The sequence below is a fragment of the Prevotella melaninogenica genome, from assembly GCF_018127925.1.
In the GTDB taxonomy this organism is placed as follows: domain Bacteria; phylum Bacteroidota; class Bacteroidia; order Bacteroidales; family Bacteroidaceae; genus Prevotella; species Prevotella melaninogenica_C.
This window is the reverse complement of sequence record NZ_CP072348.1, coordinates 887797-905362: the sequence shown is the minus strand read 5'-3', so window position 1 is coordinate 905362 and position 17566 is coordinate 887797. Positions and strand designations below refer to the sequence as shown.

General features: G+C 41.5%; 12 protein-coding genes and 1 pseudogene. 8 read left to right on the top strand and 5 right to left on the bottom strand.

The features are described 5' to 3' along the window. Window positions 1-67 precede the first annotated feature (67 nt). From J4861_RS09240 to J4861_RS09215, 5 genes and pseudogenes are all read right to left on the bottom strand, one after another. On the bottom strand, window positions 68-703 hold the full coding sequence (locus tag J4861_RS09240; protein WP_211817722.1) for a DUF4840 domain-containing protein: 636 nt from the start codon (window positions 701-703) through the stop codon (window positions 68-70). 33 nt (window positions 704-736) lie between these two features. After that, window positions 737-1330 (bottom strand): GTP cyclohydrolase I FolE, encoded by a 594-nt coding sequence (gene folE / locus J4861_RS09235; protein ID WP_204866332.1) that lies wholly within the window; start codon window positions 1328-1330, stop codon window positions 737-739. A 67-nt stretch (window positions 1331-1397) separates the two neighbouring features. Then, window positions 1398-2063 (bottom strand): SPOR domain-containing protein, encoded by a 666-nt coding sequence (locus J4861_RS09230; RefSeq protein ID WP_211817721.1) that lies wholly within the window; start codon window positions 2061-2063, stop codon window positions 1398-1400. 98 nt (window positions 2064-2161) lie between these two features. Next, window positions 2162-4282: pseudogene (locus J4861_RS13420) on the bottom strand (BT_3928 family protein). After that, entirely contained in the window at window positions 4275-4823 is a 549-nt protein-coding gene (locus J4861_RS09215) for a DUF1599 domain-containing protein (protein WP_211817718.1), read from the bottom strand. The pseudogene J4861_RS13420 and the gene J4861_RS09215 overlap by 8 nt, the downstream one beginning before the upstream one ends. A gap of 716 nt (window positions 4824-5539) precedes the next feature. On the opposite strand from J4861_RS09215, the gene J4861_RS09210 reads away from it, so the two are divergent. From J4861_RS09210 to lpxA, 8 genes are all read left to right on the top strand, one after another. Further along, entirely contained in the window at window positions 5540-5749 is a 210-nt protein-coding gene (locus J4861_RS09210; protein WP_211817717.1) for a hypothetical protein, read from the top strand. Window positions 5750-5803: 54 nt separating this feature from the next. After that, complete coding sequence (locus J4861_RS09205; RefSeq protein WP_211817716.1) at window positions 5804-7399, top strand: hypothetical protein; 1596 nt, start codon at window positions 5804-5806, stop codon at window positions 7397-7399. 400 nt (window positions 7400-7799) lie between these two features. Beyond that, a complete protein-coding gene (locus J4861_RS09200) occupies window positions 7800-8234 on the top strand; it encodes an HU family DNA-binding protein (protein WP_211817715.1) in 435 nt (144 codons plus the stop codon). Window positions 8235-8635: 401 nt separating this feature from the next. Continuing rightward, complete coding sequence (locus J4861_RS09195) at window positions 8636-10060, top strand: CCA tRNA nucleotidyltransferase (protein WP_211817714.1); 1425 nt, start codon at window positions 8636-8638, stop codon at window positions 10058-10060. Between the two features lie 196 nt (window positions 10061-10256). Continuing rightward, window positions 10257-11591 (top strand): efflux RND transporter periplasmic adaptor subunit, encoded by a 1335-nt coding sequence (locus J4861_RS09190; RefSeq protein WP_211817713.1) that lies wholly within the window; start codon window positions 10257-10259, stop codon window positions 11589-11591. Window positions 11592-11673: 82 nt separating this feature from the next. Further along, complete coding sequence (locus tag J4861_RS09185) at window positions 11674-14937, top strand: efflux RND transporter permease subunit (protein ID WP_211817712.1); 3264 nt, start codon at window positions 11674-11676, stop codon at window positions 14935-14937. Between the two features lie 20 nt (window positions 14938-14957). Continuing rightward, window positions 14958-16337 carry a TolC family protein gene (locus tag J4861_RS09180; protein WP_211817711.1) on the top strand — a complete coding sequence of 460 codons (1380 nt, stop codon included), beginning with the start codon at window positions 14958-14960 and terminating at the stop codon, window positions 16335-16337. A gap of 173 nt (window positions 16338-16510) precedes the next feature. After that, complete coding sequence (gene lpxA / locus J4861_RS09175) at window positions 16511-17293, top strand: acyl-ACP--UDP-N-acetylglucosamine O-acyltransferase (protein ID WP_211817710.1); 783 nt, start codon at window positions 16511-16513, stop codon at window positions 17291-17293. Window positions 17294-17566: the final 273 nt, after the last annotated feature.

Below are 17566 nucleotides of genomic sequence, written 5' to 3'. Positions count from 1 at the left end.
CTTTTGTATTTGGGTTCTTTCTCTTAAAATATAGGTAAGCCCCCGTTTACATTCCATGAAATCAGTTTCATTTAACTCTTTTTACTTTCAAATAATAGGTCACAGGCATATCAAAATCATTTTCAACTAATGCCGTCCCATGTTCTTTATTAATTCTCACCAACTTATTTACAGTGAACTCTAGGTTCATTTCTGATGTGCTCATTGTATAATAGTTGTTTTTTGATGGTCTAATTTGTCCTGATAGTTCGTATATCTCTTTAGTGCCTGTTACATTAAACTTCACATCTGGAACGATAAAAAGTTCTGTTCTATTATAATTCAATCCAACAGCTTCAATTTTTATTTTAAGTGGACTGTTCTCTACTTTTTGCAGTCTTGCAAGCAAAGGTGATGCTACTCCGACCAATCCTTTCTTTGATACACCATTAGCCAATGTGTGGTAAGGAAATTGATCAAAGATAATATTGTGATCCTTATCTACCTTACAATTTGTCTTCCATCCCAAGCTACTTGAAGTTGCTGTGGATGTTCCATAGGTAAACCCCAGTGTTCCTTCATAAATCCCAACCATATTGTTAAGAACCTGTTCTGCACTTTTCTGATGCTCTACTTCATTGTTGTCATTGGAACATCCAGTGGTCATCACTGTTAAGGCGAATGTACATAATAGCATTACCGCTGCTTTCATTGTTCTTTTCATGTCTTTAAGTTTTAGTTTATAATAGTGCTTTAATTATATTCTCTTGGTCTCTCCACGCAGCAAGTCCATGAACTCATTGCGAGTCTTACTTGATTCAAATACACCGCTATAAGCACTTGTTGTAGTGATAGAATTCTGCTTTTCTACGCCACGCATCTGCATACACATGTGCTTTGCTTCGATGACAACCATTACTCCTTGTGGCTTCAGTGTGTCATTGATGCACTGCATTATCTGCTCTGTCAAGCGTTCCTGCACTTGTAGACGGTGTGAGAAGATATCCACAACACGTGCAATCTTGCTCAATCCCGTTATATATCCGTTTGGTATATATGCAACATGCGCCTTACCATAGAACGGAAGAATGTGGTGTTCACACATGGAGAAGAAGTCAATATCTTTCACAATAACCATCTGGTTGTACTTCTCTTCAAACAAAGCATCTGTCAACACCTTATGTGGGTCTTGTGTATAACCACGTGTAAGTACCTGCATAGCCTTTGCAACACGCATAGGTGTTTTCTGCAAACCTTCTCTTTCAGGGTCTTCTCCTAAGAGTGTAAGCACCTGCTTGTAGTGTGATGCAAGTTCGTCTAATCCTTCACGGAATGGTATTTCTGGCGTCATATTATTTTGATTTCTGATTAATTGTATTTGTTAGGGTTCTCTTTATGATAATAAGGTGGAATAAACCTTAGAAATCTACAGGTTGTGTTGTCTTAATGCTCACCATCATTCGGATGACGTTAGCATGTGGATAGCCTTCCTTTCGGAGTGTTCGCATAATCTTCTTTGCTGCCTCATAGTTGGTGAAGTTACCAACAAGACACATCCAACGTGGTGGATAGAAATGTACGTAAACAGGCTGCTCAGGGAAGAGCTGTTTTGCTTTCTGTCCTGCTTTGTCTGCTTGTTGGTGAGCAATACGAGTATTACCACCGCTATAAACTTGTACACGGAAGCCTCTTACTTTCTGTGTACCTTTTTTGATACGTTTGGTCACAATCCGCGTGTCTTCAACCTCATCCCATGAAGGGACGTGCGGTCTTCTGACTAAACGTTTTACAATCTTTGTTCTGACAGGTTGTAAGGTGCTATTGTCTGGGCGTGCTATTTCTGGCTTATGCTCGTTTAGCTTTGGAACAGTTAGCTGTCTCGTGTCTGGCGTCTTGATAGCTGGACGTGCGCTCTCGTTTTGACTCTCTACTTTCTGTCGGTCTTTATTATTTTTCTTTGAAGCTTTCTTGCCATTCACCAATGCGTCAATCTCGGCACTCTGCGACACCGTCACCGACCCTTGGGCATTAACAGCCACAACAGCAGTCAGCATAAAAACTATGATTGTAAGGAGTCTTTTCATTCTTTAGTGTATAAAAATTGAAATAGAGGTTGTATCAAAAATGCCAATGGTTGTTGACCAAGTAGCAATTTGATACAGCCTCTTAGATTTTCTTTGAATTACTTCTTCCAAGCGTCGATGATAGCCTTGAAGTCAGCAGCCTTCAATGAAGCACCACCAATCAAGCCACCGTCGATGTCAGACTTGCTGAACAACTCTGCAGCATTGCTTGCGTTACAGCTACCACCATAGAGGATTGTTGTGTCCTCTGCAGCCTCTTTACCATACTTCTCAGCAACGATAGAGCGGATGTAAGCCAACATCTCCTGAGCCTGATCAGATGTAGCTGTCTTACCAGTACCGATAGCCCAGATTGGCTCGTAAGCCAAAACGATGTTCTTCCACTCCTCAGCAGAAAGGTGGAATACAGAACCCTTGAGTTCAGCCTTTACTACCTCGTTCTGCTTCTCAGCCTCACGCTCCTCAAGAGTCTCACCGCAGCAGAAGATAACCTTCAAGCCGTTAGCCAATGCCAATTGTACCTTCTCCTTCAAAATCTCTGCTGTCTCACCATAGTACTGGCGACGCTCAGAGTGACCGAGGATTACATACTGTGCACCAGTACTCTTTACCATAGCGGCAGAAACCTCACCAGTGTAAGCACCCTTCTCCTTGTCAGCGCAGTTTTCAGCACCGAGAGCAACGCCCTCAGCGTCCAATACCTGTGCAACACTTGCAAGGTGAATGAATGGAGTACAGATAACAACATCACAGTTTGGCTTCTCTGCCTTCAATGAGTCGTTGATTTCCTTTGCCAAAGCAATACCTTCCTGCAGGGTCTCGTTCATCTTCCAGTTACCTGCTACAATTTTCTTTCTCATTTGTCTTTTACGTTTTAAAAGTTGATATAATTTATTTGATTGTTCTTTTTATATTAACCACTCCTCTTTTTGCTTCAACCATTCCTCGCGCTTTCTTACCCATCGTGTCCATGACCAGATGCGGTCGGCAACAATAAGGAGGGTCAGCGGGAAGATATAGCAAATGAGGATTAGCACAATCTTTGTCCATGTCTTATTTTCTGGTTCACGTCCTGCCTCAATAAGTGACAATGGAGCGTTTAGTTCTGCTTGTTTTGGCAGGTCATTATGACTCCACTTATTGATGATGGTGCCTTTATAAAGCAGTACCAAACCGGGATTACTTCGGATAATGGTTTTTAGGGTTGTACCATCCGTCGTATAGAATGGATACTCGGCTCCTGTAATATCTCGCCAGTGTTTTACGGCTTTATCCGTACTTGCTGTGAGTCCATAGAAACCATAACCATTCTCTTTCGCGTATTCATAGATAGCATCAATCTCACCAAAGTTACTATCATCGGCACGCTCCAATACTGGAGCTACGAGTAGGAAAGTATATCCATCTTTGGTTAGTATGCTATCAGTAAGGTCTTCTCCTGTCTTTTCGTCAGTAATTGAAAAGTCGTGGATAGGAGGTTCATAGCCTTTTTCGAGAATCTCTTGATGTGTGTCTTTGAACACCCATGTTGAATCATCGTATGGGTAATCATTTTCAGTGAATTCTTTTGTTACGCCATTCTTCTCACAGATGAAGGTCGTCTTATAAGTCGTTAGCTTAGCCCCTTTGGGTATTTCCATTCCCTTTTTGATATTCTGTCCGATGTAGTAAGGACGGAAATCAAAGATAGGTAGATGATAAAGACTCAGTGTGGAGGCTGTGACAATAAAGACAATCGTGAAATAAAAGGCTATCCACTGATTTGTTTTTGATACAAAGCGTATTTGATAAAGTGGCCAGCATGCAAGGATGATGGCTGCTGTCAAGAGGATTAGATTCTTGATGAATGTCTGCGTATTCGTGAGATGAATGGCATCACCGAAGCATCCACAGTCTTGTATTGGATTGCTTACAGTAAGCCAAAGGGTTACAAGCGTCATCACTACCATCATGATGAGTGATAACTTGCTGGCGAGTCGGCGACGGATAGCAAGCAAGAGCATCACACCCAAGGTGAACTCTATTGCTGATAGTCCGACTGATAAAATCAATTGTGCCCAATCTGGAATATATGCCGACAACTGCACCGCCTCTAAGTATTCTGCAATCTTATATTGCGAACCTAAAGGGTCAATCGCTTTGACAAAACCCGAAAAGATGAATGTCAAAGCAAGTAGGGCACGGCTGAAGTTTACCAGTATGGACTTTATTTTATTCATGTAGTTTGATTGCTCCAAAAACAGCGTAGTTCATTATATCCATATAATTGGCATCGATACCCTCGCTGACGAGTGTTGCACCGCCAAGGTCTTCAATCTCCTTAATGCGTTCAATCTTTGTTAAGATAAGGTCGGTATAGCTGCTGACACGCATATCGCGCCAAGCCTCGCCATAGTCGTGATTCTTCTTTATCATCAGCTCGTAAGATTCCTTTGCGTAGCTATCGTATAGTGCTAATGCCTCATCAGGTGTCATGTCAACGTTGTCGACAAAGCCTTTTTCCAACTGGATAAGTCCTACGATACTGTAGTTTATCAGCGCGATGAACTCTGGGCGAATACCTTCACCCACCAAACTTTCACCCGTAATCTCCAAAGAACGGATGCGTTTCGCCTTAATAAAAAGCTGATCAGTAAGGGAAGAAGGGCGCAAAATACGCCATGAAGCACCATAGTCGTGGAGCTTCTTTTCAAAGAGACTTCTGCACTCTGCGAGTACATCTTGAAATTCCTGCTGTGTCTTTGTCAGTTGACTTGCCATTATTGTGAATCAATTTGACTGCAAAAATACAGAATTTCATTGTAATAAACGAATGAATTACCAACTAATCCCATCCTTCTTGCTGATAGTCCACATATATAGCTCACAGTTCTGCTTTCTTTTCATGATTTATATATTTTTCTTCTACATTTTTTTATTATTCCAATATTTCTTCTTATCTTTGCGGCGTGAAACAATTAGCAATGACATATCCAGCCAATCCAGCACAGCAAAGAAACTTTGATTTCTTTGCCTTTTTTAGTGCTTTATATTTGGTAGTTTCAGATATTTTGCTAACACACACACACACACACACACACACACACACACACAGGCGCACCTAGCGTTTAATCATACTTTTTTTCTGTCATCCTACGCGCGCGCGAAGCGTGGCGTAACCGTTGTAAACAAAGGACTTCACAGAGTTTCCTTTGTTCGCTTTTTTGTGCCCGTTTGCGAGCTATCAAGAAGGCAAAATAAGAACGTTTTAAGCATTGATTTTACTGCAAAAGATAATTGTAATTCTCTGATAATAGTTTGTTTTCTCTCGTTGATTTCTCGGGCAGGCAGCAGTGATATGCTGTCTGCCTGTAGAGAGGGAGAGGGCAAGCAATCAGAAAGGATAAAAAATGAGTTCGTCAGGATGTATATAATAAAAGGTGAGCGACAAAGCCACATAGAGAGTAAATAACAACTATTTTAATCAAATCAAAAAGATGATGAAAACAAAAGAAAGAAAAGCCTATCTCGTGCCACAGTGCCAGATAGCAAAGATGAGTGAAGAAACTAGTCTTATGGCTACCTCTTTCCCAAGCCAGCACAAGCCTGGACATCACGCTTCAGGTCCATCAAGTGCTAAGGCCGTAGCAGAGTGGGAAGACATAGAGGAAAGTAGCAAGGGTACTTCTTCTCCATGGGAAGACTAAGTAAGAGAGTTATTAATAAAAAAGAAAACAGAATCAAAAAAGAAAAGACAGACAATGAAAAAGAATTTATTTAAGACACGCCTGCTTTCGTTCGCAACTTTCTGTGGGCTCGCTTTGGTGTTCGCTTCGTGTGCCAATGAAGATGTAGCACAGGGTACAACAAGTACAGAGACTGATAACGACAAGAATCTAACAACTTTCGTAGCAGGTGACGAGGCTAAGACCCGCACTTCAATGGACTACACCAGTGGTGATTTCTTTTGGGAAGCAGGCGACTATATTTATGTAAAGGACGACGACGGCACATGGCAAAAAAGTAATAACGCACCATCTGCCAAAGTTGCTTCTTTCAAATTTAAGGTGCCTGGTAAATTTGAAAATAGCACAACTTATAAGGTTTATTATCCTGGTAGAAACGGTAGCAATGACCAAGTAACTATTTCAGCCTCTCAGTTTCAAGAAACACCAAATTCAACTGTTTACCTCGGCGTATCAGGTGACTGCGGAACGGCTGATGCATCGAAACAGTCAAACGGTTCGTTTGCTTTTGCACTTGACCATCAGGCAGCTATCCTTGTCTTTCAGCCTTACACAAGCAATACAGTTCTGAGAGACTGCTACCTTACAAAGGTTGAAGTAACCTCTGACAACGATATCACCGATACCTATACTCTCAACTCTACAACAGGCGAACTGACTGGTTCTGGTAGTGGTAAAAAAATTATACTCACCACTGGAGGATGGGGTAGTAACCCTAACGGCTTCCCACTCAACACTACCTCTTCCAGTGTAAGTACTAACGGTGCTTACATGGTTATTAAGCCCGGTACACATACACTTAAAATACGTTATTGGGTGAGGGATGTAGCAACTGAAGTAGAAGGTACTATTACTAAAACACTAAGTTCTTTCAATTATGCAAAGAATACCTACTACGATATGACGGCCGATCTCAACGTAACCAGTTACGACGGCGATCATTACTATATGTGGGATGCACAGGATCAATACTGGAAAGGTTACGAATGGACACATAACAATCCTCTATGGCAGCCAACTCTCAGATATTATTTACCTGGTGCTACAGCTTCTACATTCTATCCACAAAGTAAAGCGACAGATCCAACCCGCTGGTTTAACGACAGTAATCCTGGTATGTATGTAAGAAATGATGCGACAACTCCTTTCTTTCAGACTCTCCCCAATGTCAATGAGATGTCATGGTACTGTATGAAGGGCGACCCTCGCTTGGATCATGACGAGGTATGGACAACTATGGGGCACTTATATAAAAGTGGCGTATGGTTGAAGAAGAAAGCTTACATTAGTGGTTATGATAAAGAGCATGCTTATGATGGTACTGATTGGCGTACTACTCAAAATACTACAAGCAATACTACTGTTTCCAACATCCTACCGTCTGCTTCTGAGATAAGTAAATTTTTCTTTTTACCGTCTATAGGAACTTATGGAGGTTTTCAGGGAAAATTGCTTAACTGTGGTGATTGGGGCTATTATTGGTCGTCTAGCGCTAGTCCAGTTAATGGTGGTAGTAATTTACTTGCATACTACCTCGAAATCACTAATAGTTCTATTAGTGTAGGCATCAATCAACGTTATGCTGGACACAGGGCACAGGCATTCGAGTAAGATTTCAACAAAGTTTAAAAGCCATTTTGACGAAAGTACATTTCATGGAGCACGAAAGTATATTTTGTCAATGACGAAAGCAAGTTGAACTGTGAGGAAAACGACTTGCTGAAATTAGACTGCGAAGGAAAGAAAATTTTTATACGGTTCCCCGTAAATTTAATACGGTTAGAAATTTACGGGGAACCGTATGAAAAAATATTTTTCTCAAAGAAAAATTTTCTTCTGACCGTATGTATTTTTTATCTTCCTAGACTCTACTCTAGACTAACAGTCATTGATTGAACGGAAGTAATAGAGGGTTGAATGGGGAAATAAGCAAATACTTTTTCGTAGGATATAAATTCCAAGGGAAACTCCCTTATAAATAATTTATTCACTTTTAAAAATATTTGATATTATGAGAATCAAATTAGTAGCGCGGAAGAATCCGCAAAAGAAAACAGAGGTAAAACTCTATGCTAATCCCGTAAATTTGGGCAAGAAAAGTCTGCATGATATTGCGCATGACATTGCGGGGCGTTCTTCGCTGACGCGTGGTGACATTGAGAACGTACTGTCGAACTTTATGGATTGTCTGCCTCATTATCTTCGTGACGGTTTTAGCGTGCAGCTGGGCGAGTTTGGCACGATGCGCTTGACACTGTCAAGCGAGGGGGCTGCAACGGAAAAGGCTTTTAAGACAGAGACCATCAAGCCGCGCGTAACGTTTACGCCAGGTGTAGAACTGAAGGCTGCGCTGCGCGAGAACTCGTATGAGACAGTGAAAGAGGAAAAATCGGGCTCTAAGGAAGAAGGGGGCGGAAAGACTCCTGGACCTTTGCCAGAAGGCTAAACCAATCAAGCGGCCTCACCCCCAACCCCTCTCCTATTGGAGAGGGGAGTGAACACCGAGATACCCCCACATGTTTGAATGTATTATTGTGAATGATAAGCCAAACGGCACACAGCAAAGATTTTGAGCGTAAACCTTATAAGGTAAGCCTTATAGCGAATATTCTGCAAATGGGGTTCTTCCTCTTTCGGGGGAGTTGAGGGCCTTCTCCTCTCTCCGCAAATTGTTTATAGTAAAGGATTAGCTTTAATCAAGAATAAATCAAATAGAATTCGCGAACTTTCTTAAGATTGTTCGCGAACTATTTTTTGAGGGTCTTATCAAAACAGGTTAGTTATTTGTGTGGCTTAACTAAAATGCGTATCTTTGCATGGCTATTCATACACAGATAACATTTAATTATGCGAGATCTTTCAGATGCCGAATTGGCACAGCTTATAGACAAAGATATATTTCATCATATTTCAACAGCAGCCGATAAACTTGGATTAGAATGCTATGTCGTAGGTGGTTACGTTCGTGATTTGTTTTTGGAACGTCCTTCAAATGACATTGATGTCGTTGTTGTTGGGAGTGGTATTCAGGTTGCAAGTGAATTGAAAGCCATCTTGGGTAAGAAGGCACATTTGTCAGTCTTCCGTAATTTTGGTACAGCACAAGTAAAGTACAAGAATATCGAAGTTGAATTTGTCGGAGCAAGAAAGGAAAGTTATAGCCACGACAGCAGGAAACCAATAGTTGAAGACGGTACATTAGAAGATGACCAGAATCGTCGTGACTTTACGATTAATGCGATGGCGGTATGCTTGAATAAAGCACGTTTCGGAGAATTGGTAGACCCATTTGGAGGTATTGATGACCTTTGGGATGGTATTATCCGTACACCACTTGATCCTGATGTAACCTTCTCAGATGATCCATTGCGTATGATGCGTTGTGTACGTTTTGCTACACAGCTTAACTTTTTCATAGAAGACGAGACCTTCGAGGCTTTGGAGCGTAATGCAGAACGAATCAAGATTATTAGTGGAGAGCGTATTGAGGAAGAGTTGAATAAGATAATGATGACGGCAACTCCAAGTAAGGGCTTTATAGAGTTGTATCGTTGTGGACTCTTACAACTCATCCTTCCAGAGCTTGTTGCACTTGATGTTGTAGACACAAGAAATGGACGTGCACATAAGAATAACTTCTATCACACCTTAGAGGTGTTAGATAATATTTGTAAGCATACGGATAATCTTTGGTTGCGTTGGTCGGCATTGTTGCATGATGTCGGTAAGGCTAAGTGTAAACGTTGGGATGCAACAGTAGGTTGGACCTTCCACAACCATAACTTTGTTGGTGCAAAAATGGTTCCAACTATCTTTCGTCGTCTTAAACTCCCGATGGATAGCAAGATGAAGTATGTGCAGAAACAAGTTGACTTACATATGCGTCCGATTGCTATTGCTGATGAAGAGGTGACCGACTCTGCGGTACGTCGATTGATGAATGATGCAGGTGACGACATTGATGACTTGATGACACTCTGTGAGGCAGATATAACAAGTAAGAATGCTGTTCGAAAACAACGCTTCTTGGATAACTTCCGTATTGTTCGTGAGAAACTAAAGGACTTGAAAGACCGTGATTATAAGCGTCTTTTACAGCCTTGTGTTGATGGAAACGAGATTATGGAGATGTTTAATTTGAAGCCGAGTAGGGAGGTCGGAGTTTTGAAAAAAACGCTAAAGGATGCTGTGCTCGATAATAAAGTTCCTAATGAACGTGAACCGCTTTTAGCTTTATTACGAGAAAAGGCAAAGGAATTAGGGTTGGTATAGAAATTATTGTTAAAAAAGAAGTTATAAACAGAGTTGAATTAAATAATAATATTAAATTTGTACGCTCAAAACTATACTATAGAATTATAGTTTTATCGTACTTTGCTTAATAATAAATAAACTTTTAGTATACAGGTTAAGCCTTGTTTTTCCTGTTGAATTGAGATAATAAAAAGAATATATAATTTATTTAGGTATGAAAAAAAGTATCTTATTGTCTGCTATAACAGCAGTGACAGTGTTACTTACCAGTTGTGGTGGAGGAGGTAGACAAAGTCTCCCAACAAACGATGAGTATCCAGTAGTTACAATTAGTGCAGCTAATGCACAGTTGAAAACGACATTCCCAGCAACCATTAAGGGTGTGCAGGATGTTGAGGTACGTCCAAAAGTTAGTGGCTTTATCACGAAACTTTATGTACATGAAGGTGAGTATGTCCGTGCAGGGCAGGTCCTCTTCGTGGTAGATAACTCTACTTATCAGGCTGCTGTTCGTCAGGCCGAGGCTCAGGTTGCATCAGCACAGAGTGGTGTTGCAGGTGCTCAGGCTCGTGTCGTACAAGCTAATGCAAGTCTTAATTCAGCCAATGCGCAGGCTGCAACTTCACGATTGACTTATAGTAACAGTAAGAACCTTTATAATAATAAGGTAATAGGTGATTATGAGTTGGAGGCTGCAAAGAATGCATACGAGACAGCCCAGGCTGCTGTTAGCCAAGCACAGAGTGGCGTAGCATCTGCTAATGCAGCAGTGACACAGGCGCATGCAGCTGTTCGTCAGGCTCAGGCAATGCTCTCAACTGCTAAAGATAATCTCGGTTTCTGCTATGTGAAGAGTCCTGCATCAGGTTATGTTGGTAGTCTTCCTTATAAGGAAGGTGCTTTGGTTAGTGCTTCTTCTGCACAGCCTGTTACCACTGTTAGTAACACTTCTTCTATAGAAGTTTACTTTTCAATGACAGAGTCTGATGTCTTAAAGCTTAGCCGTACTAATAATGGTTTGGCTAATGCTATCAAGTCTTTCCCAAGTGTTAGTTTGATGTTAGCTGATGGTACAACTTATAACCATGAAGGTGTAGTTGTTAAGACCAGTGGTATCATAGATGCAACAACTGGTACAGTGAGTGTTATTGCCCGTTTCCCTAACCCAGAGCACTTGTTGAAGAGTGGTGGTAGCGGTCAGATTGTTATCGCAAAGAATAACAACCGTGCTTTGTTGGTACCACAGGAAGCTACTGTACAGGTTCAGGATAAGATCTTTGTATATAAGGTTGATGCTGATAGCAAGGTACATTATGCCGAGATAACCGTTGATCCACAGAATGATGGTATCAATTATATTGTTACAAGTGGTCTTAAAATGGGCGACCGTATTGTGAGCAAGGGCCTTTCAAGTCTTGAGGATGGTGCAAAGATTACGGCACTTACTCCAGCAGAGTATGATAAAGCCATTGAGAAAGCAGAGAAACTTGGCGAGAACCAAGGTTCAGCATCAGGCTTTCTCAAAGCTATGAAGGGAGAAGATAAGTAGGTGATAGGTGTTGAATGAGGGGTGATGATGAATTGCTTAGCTCATTCGATATTTACAAACCCTAAATAAACAATTAGGTATTATGACATTTACGAATTTTATCAAACGACCGGTATTGTCAACGGTTATATCAATCTTCTTTGTACTCTTGGGTATCATTGGATTGGTATCACTGCCTATTGAACAATATCCGAATATTGCCCCTCCTACGATTTCGATTTCGACATTTTATCAGGGAGCAGATGCACAGACCGTGCTGAATTCTGTTATCACACCATTGGAGGAAAGTATCAACGGTGTTGAGAACATGACCTATATGGAATCAACCGCAACCAATGCTGGTATGGCAATGATTACGGTTTACTTCAAGCAGGGTGCAGATCCAAATATGGCAGCTGTCAACGTACAGAACCGTGTGTCACAAGCACAGGCATTGTTGCCAGCTGAGGTGACACGTGTGGGTGTGACGGTATCAAAGCGTCAGAGTTCAAACGTTGTGATGTATTCATTGACAACAGATGACGGACGATATGATGACGAGTTCTTGACGAACTATAACAATATCAATATCGTGCCAATGTTGAAGCGTATCAATGGTGTTGGTGACGTACAGACACCGGGTATGAAGACCTACTCTATGCGAGTTTGGCTGTATCCTGATAAGATGAAGCAGCATAAGCTGGTTCCATCAGATGTATCTATGGCTTTGGCAGAGCAGAATATCGAGGCTGCACCGGGTTCATTTGGTGAGCAGAGTAATCAGAAGTTTGAATATACCATGCGTTACAAAGGTCGTCTGAAGACCCCTGAGGAGTATGGTAATATTATCATCTCAAGCAATACCAATGGTCAAACAGTTCACTTGCGCGATGTAGCAAAGGTTGAGTTAGGTGGTCTGCAGTATTCAGTTATGATGAAGAACAACAGCCGTCCTGCTGTTATTGGTATGGTAAACCAGATTGCTGGTTCAAATGCTACACAGATTGCAGATGATGTGAAGACTGCCTTGGCTGATGCTCAGAAGCAGATGCCGCCGGGCATGAAAGTTACAATTGAGCAGGACGTAACAGAGTTCCTCTTTGCTTCAATCGAAGAGGTGGTCTTTACATTGTTTATAACTCTTTTATTGGTATTTTTCGTTGTGTATATCTTCTTGCAGGACATTCGTTCAACGTTAATTCCAATGATTGCAGTTCCTGTGGCTTTGATAGGAACCTTCTTCTTCCTTTGGGTATTCGGATTCTCCATCAACCTGCTGACACTCTCGGCGTTGCTGTTGGCAATTGCAATTGTGGTCGATGATGCCATCGTGGTCGTTGAGGCTGTACATGCAAAGCTCGACTTAGGTTATAAGAGCGCTATGACAGCAGCTATTGATGCAATGAACGAAATCTCTGGTGCTATTATCTCTATTACTTTGGTGATGTCAGCCGTGTTTGTTCCTGTATCCTTTATTGGTGGAACTTCTGGTACATTCTATCGTGAGTTTGGTGTTACGATGGCTGTGTCTATCGTCATCTCTGCTTTGAATGCTTTGACACTTTCTCCAGCGCTCTGTGCTATCTTCCTGAAGCCACATAGCAAGGATGAGGAGCACAAGAAACTGTCACGTGTTGACCGTTTCCACATGGCTTTCAATACCCAGTATGATAAGATTAACAACAAGTATCAGAAGGTTGTTGAGAAGATTATAAATCACCGTTGGATATCAAGCCTCACTGTTGTTTTGGGTATTGTTGCGCTTGTTCTGACAATGAATTTCACTAAGACTGGTCTTGTTCCAAATGAGGATATGGGTACATTGTTTGCAATGATTAGTTTGCCACCGGGTACATCACAGGTTGAAACCCAGAAGGTGACCGACCAGATTGACAAAATGTTGGCAAGCAACCCATATATTGAGCGCCGTGAGCAGATTGTAGGTTACAACTTCATCGCTGGACAGGGTTCTAACCAGTCAACCTTTATTATTAAGCTAAAGCCATTTGCCGAGCGTGAGTATGGAATGATAGATCGTATTAAGTCTGTCTTTGATGGCGCAGGTATAGCTGGTCTGTTTATCGATCCAACATCATCGAATATGATTTTGGGTATGATTTACAAGCAGACATCAAGTATCAAGGGAGCACAGATTATTGCTTTCGGTCCTCCGATGATTCCTGGTTATGGTCTATCAAATGGTGTTTCTTTTGTATTGCAGGATAAGACAGGTGGCGATCTTAATAAGTTCTATAAGGTAGCACAGGATTATTTAGCTGCATTGAATAAGCGTCCAGAGTTCAGCCGTGCACTTACCACTTATAATCCTAACTATCCACAGTATATGGTTGATGTTGATGTGGCAAAGGCAAAGCAGGCTGGTACATCACCAGCTGCAATTCTCTCAGTATTGCAGGGATATTATGGTGGTATGTATGCTTCAAACTTCAACTCTTATGGTAAGCTCTTCCGTGTTATGATTCAAGGCACGGTTGAGAGTCGTATGAGTGAGAGTGGACTGACGAATATCTATGTAAGAACAGCTGGTGGAATGGCACCTGTAAGTGAGTTTTGCACATTGAAGCGTGTTTATGGTCCATCAAACATTACTCGTTTCAACCTCTTTACCTCTATCTCTATCAGTGCTACACCAGCTGATGGTTATTCTTCAGGTCAGGCTATTCAGGCTGCAGAGGAGGTTGCAAAACAAGTGTTGCCACAGGGTTATGGTTATGAGTTCTCTGGTCTGACTCGTTCAGAGCAGGAGTCATCTAACTCTACCGCAATGATTTTCGTTCTTTGTATCGTATTCGTTTACTTGATTTTGAGTGCTCAGTATGAGAGTTACATCCTTCCTTTGGCTGTAATTCTTTCTATTCCTATCGGTTTGTCTGGTGCATTTATCTTTACGTTGATCTTCGGACATAACAATGATATCTATATGCAGATTTCACTGATTATGTTGATTGGTCTGTTGGCAAAGAATGCTATTCTTATTGTAGAGTTCGCTCTTGAGCGTCGTCGTACAGGTATGGCGATTAAGTATGCAGCAATCTTAGGTGCTGGTGCTCGTCTGCGTCCTATTCTTATGACCTCTCTTGCAATGATTATTGGTTTGTTACCATTGATGTTTGCAAGTGGTGTAGGTCGTAATGGTAACCAGACGTTGGGTGCAGCTGCTGTCGGTGGTATGCTTATCGGTACGCTCTGTCAGGTATTCGTTGTACCAGCTCTGTTCGCCTTCTTCCAGTACTTACAGGAGCGTGTTAAGCCTCTCGTATTTGAGGATGAGGCAAGCCGTGATGTAATCAAGGAACTCGAGCAGTTCTCAAAGGGACCTGCAACGGATTATAAGATTGAAGAGTAGACACTAATAAAGGAATAACAATGAAGAAATTAAATATAATCATCATAGCTCTTGCAGCCCTGTTACTGACAGGCTGTAAGAGTCTCTATGGCAATTACGAACGCCCTGACGTGAAAATGAGTGGCATTGTTCGCGACCCTATTGATGACAAGGCTGCGCTTGAGGGTGCTAATGACTTTGGTAATCTGCCATGGCGCAGTGTCTTTACTGACCCACATCTGCAGACTCTTATTGAGAAGGCGCTTAATAATAATCCAGACTTACTTAATGCTGCATTGAATGTTGATATTGCTGAGCAGCAGGTTAAAGCGGCTAAGTTGTCTTTTTTACCATCAGTAGTCTTTGCACCGACAGGAACTATTTCTCATTTCGGTACACATACATCATCAACTCAGTCTTATACTCTTCCTGTTGCAGCGAGTTGGGAGGTAGACCTCTTTGGTAAGTTGCGTTCTTCAAAGAAGGCTGCTCAGATGACGATGATGCAGGCACAAGATTATAAGGTTTATGCACAGACAACGCTTATAAGTAGTGTCGCTAATCTTTATTATACCCTCTTAATGCTCGACCGTCAAAGGCAGATTGTCGATGACATGTTAGGTCTGACCAAGAATACTTGGGATGTGATGAAACTTCAGATGGAGTTTGGTCGTGCTCGTTCAACGAGTGTACAGAGTGCTGAGGCTGCTTTCTACAGTGTTCAGACACAGGCTGCAGATATCCGTCGTCAGATTCGTGAGACAGAGAATACGCTTAGCTTACTCCTTGGTGAGCCTGCTCAGACCGTAGCACGTGGTAGTCTTGACAATCAGAGTCTGCCAGCTAACTTTGCAGGTGGTATCGGTGTACAGCTATTGAGCAATCGTGCTGATGTACATGCAAACGAAATGGCTTTGGCACAGTGCTTCTATAATGTTCAGACAGCTCGCAGCCGTTTCTATCCATTATTGACCATTTCTCCTACTGGGGCTTGGACTAATAGTGGTGGTATGGTGAACCCAGGTAAACTCCTTTTAAGTGTTGTGGGTAGCCTTACACAGCCTATCTTTATGCGTGGTCAGCTGACAGCAGGTTTGCGTGTTGCCGAAGATAAGTACAAGCAGGCATACAACACATGGCAGAATAGTATTCTTAAGGCTGGCTCAGAGGTAAGCAATGCACTTGTAGCATACAATGCTGCTAATGAAAAAGAGCAGTTGCGTCAGCAACAGATTGATGTTTTGAAGAAGAATGTTGAGCACACACAGATGCTCTATACTCAGAGTTCAAGTACTTATCTTGAGGTTATTACCGCACAGCAGAGTCTGCTTAATGCTGAAATCTCACAGGTTCAGGAGCAGTTTACAAAGCTTCAGTCAATAGTCAATCTGTACAAAGCCTTAGGTGGAGGTGCGAAGTAATTCATAATTCACAATTCATAATACATAATTATGATTACTTCCAAGTTACAATTCAGAATCATTCTGAGCAAAATTCTCATTAGTACGTTATAATTATGATTACCGACATAACTGATAAGGCTGCCCTTGAAGGTGATTGTCGGTAGATACTGAAAAATTAAATATTTAAGATTATGAGTAGCGAAATTAGTCCAAAAGCTGATATTTCTCCAAAAGCAAAGATAGGAGACGGCTGTAAGATATTCCCATTTGTATATATAGAGGATGATGTTGTCATTGGCGATAACTGTATTATCTTCCCCTTTGTGAGTATCTTAAATGGTACTCGTATGGGTAACGGCAACAAGATTCACCAAGGCTCAGTACTCGCTGCCTTGCCACAGGACTTTGAGTTTGTGGGCGAAAAGAGCGAACTGATTATAGGCGATAATAATATTATTCGAGAGAATGTTGTCATCAATCGTGCTACACATCGTGGTTGTAAGACAGTTCTTGGTTCAAACAACTTCTTGATGGAAGGTGCACATATCAGTCATGACACTGTTGTTGGTGACCGTTGTGTCTTTGGTTATGGCGCAAAGGTGGCTGGTGATTGTAACATTGGTACTGGTGCTCTTATCTCATCTAATGTTGTTGAGAAAGCCAATACTCGTGTAGGTGAATATGCTGTGGTACAAGCTGGTACAACCTTCTCTAAGGATGTTCCTCCTTATGTTATAGCTGGGGGAGCGCCTATTGGCTTTAATGGTGTAAACAGCACTATCAGTACGACTGCAGGACTTGATGATAAGGTAATTAAGCATATTGCGAATGCTTATCGTCTGTTGTTCCACGGTCAGACATCGGTCTTTGATGCTTGTATCCAGATTGAACAGCAGGTACCAGACTCACCTGCTATCCGTAACATCCTCGAATTCGTGCGAGGTACAGAAGAAGGAATTATCAGTAAATTATAATTTTCATACCTATAAATTTTATGATGGGGAGAGACAGCCGTGAGGTTGGCTCTCTTTTTTATTTAATTCATTTATTAATTTGGGTTAAACTGGTGCCTGATTTGTGCTTTAAATTTCGTAGATAATGTTTTGAAAAATCATGACATAAATTTGGGTAAAATAGCTACAAATAAAGACTAAAACGCGTGTAAAGAGCAAGTTTGCAATCAACAGCGAATCAGTTAGTTACAAAGTAGTAAAGTAAGAGGTGCTTAATTGGGCCTCAAAAGGGCG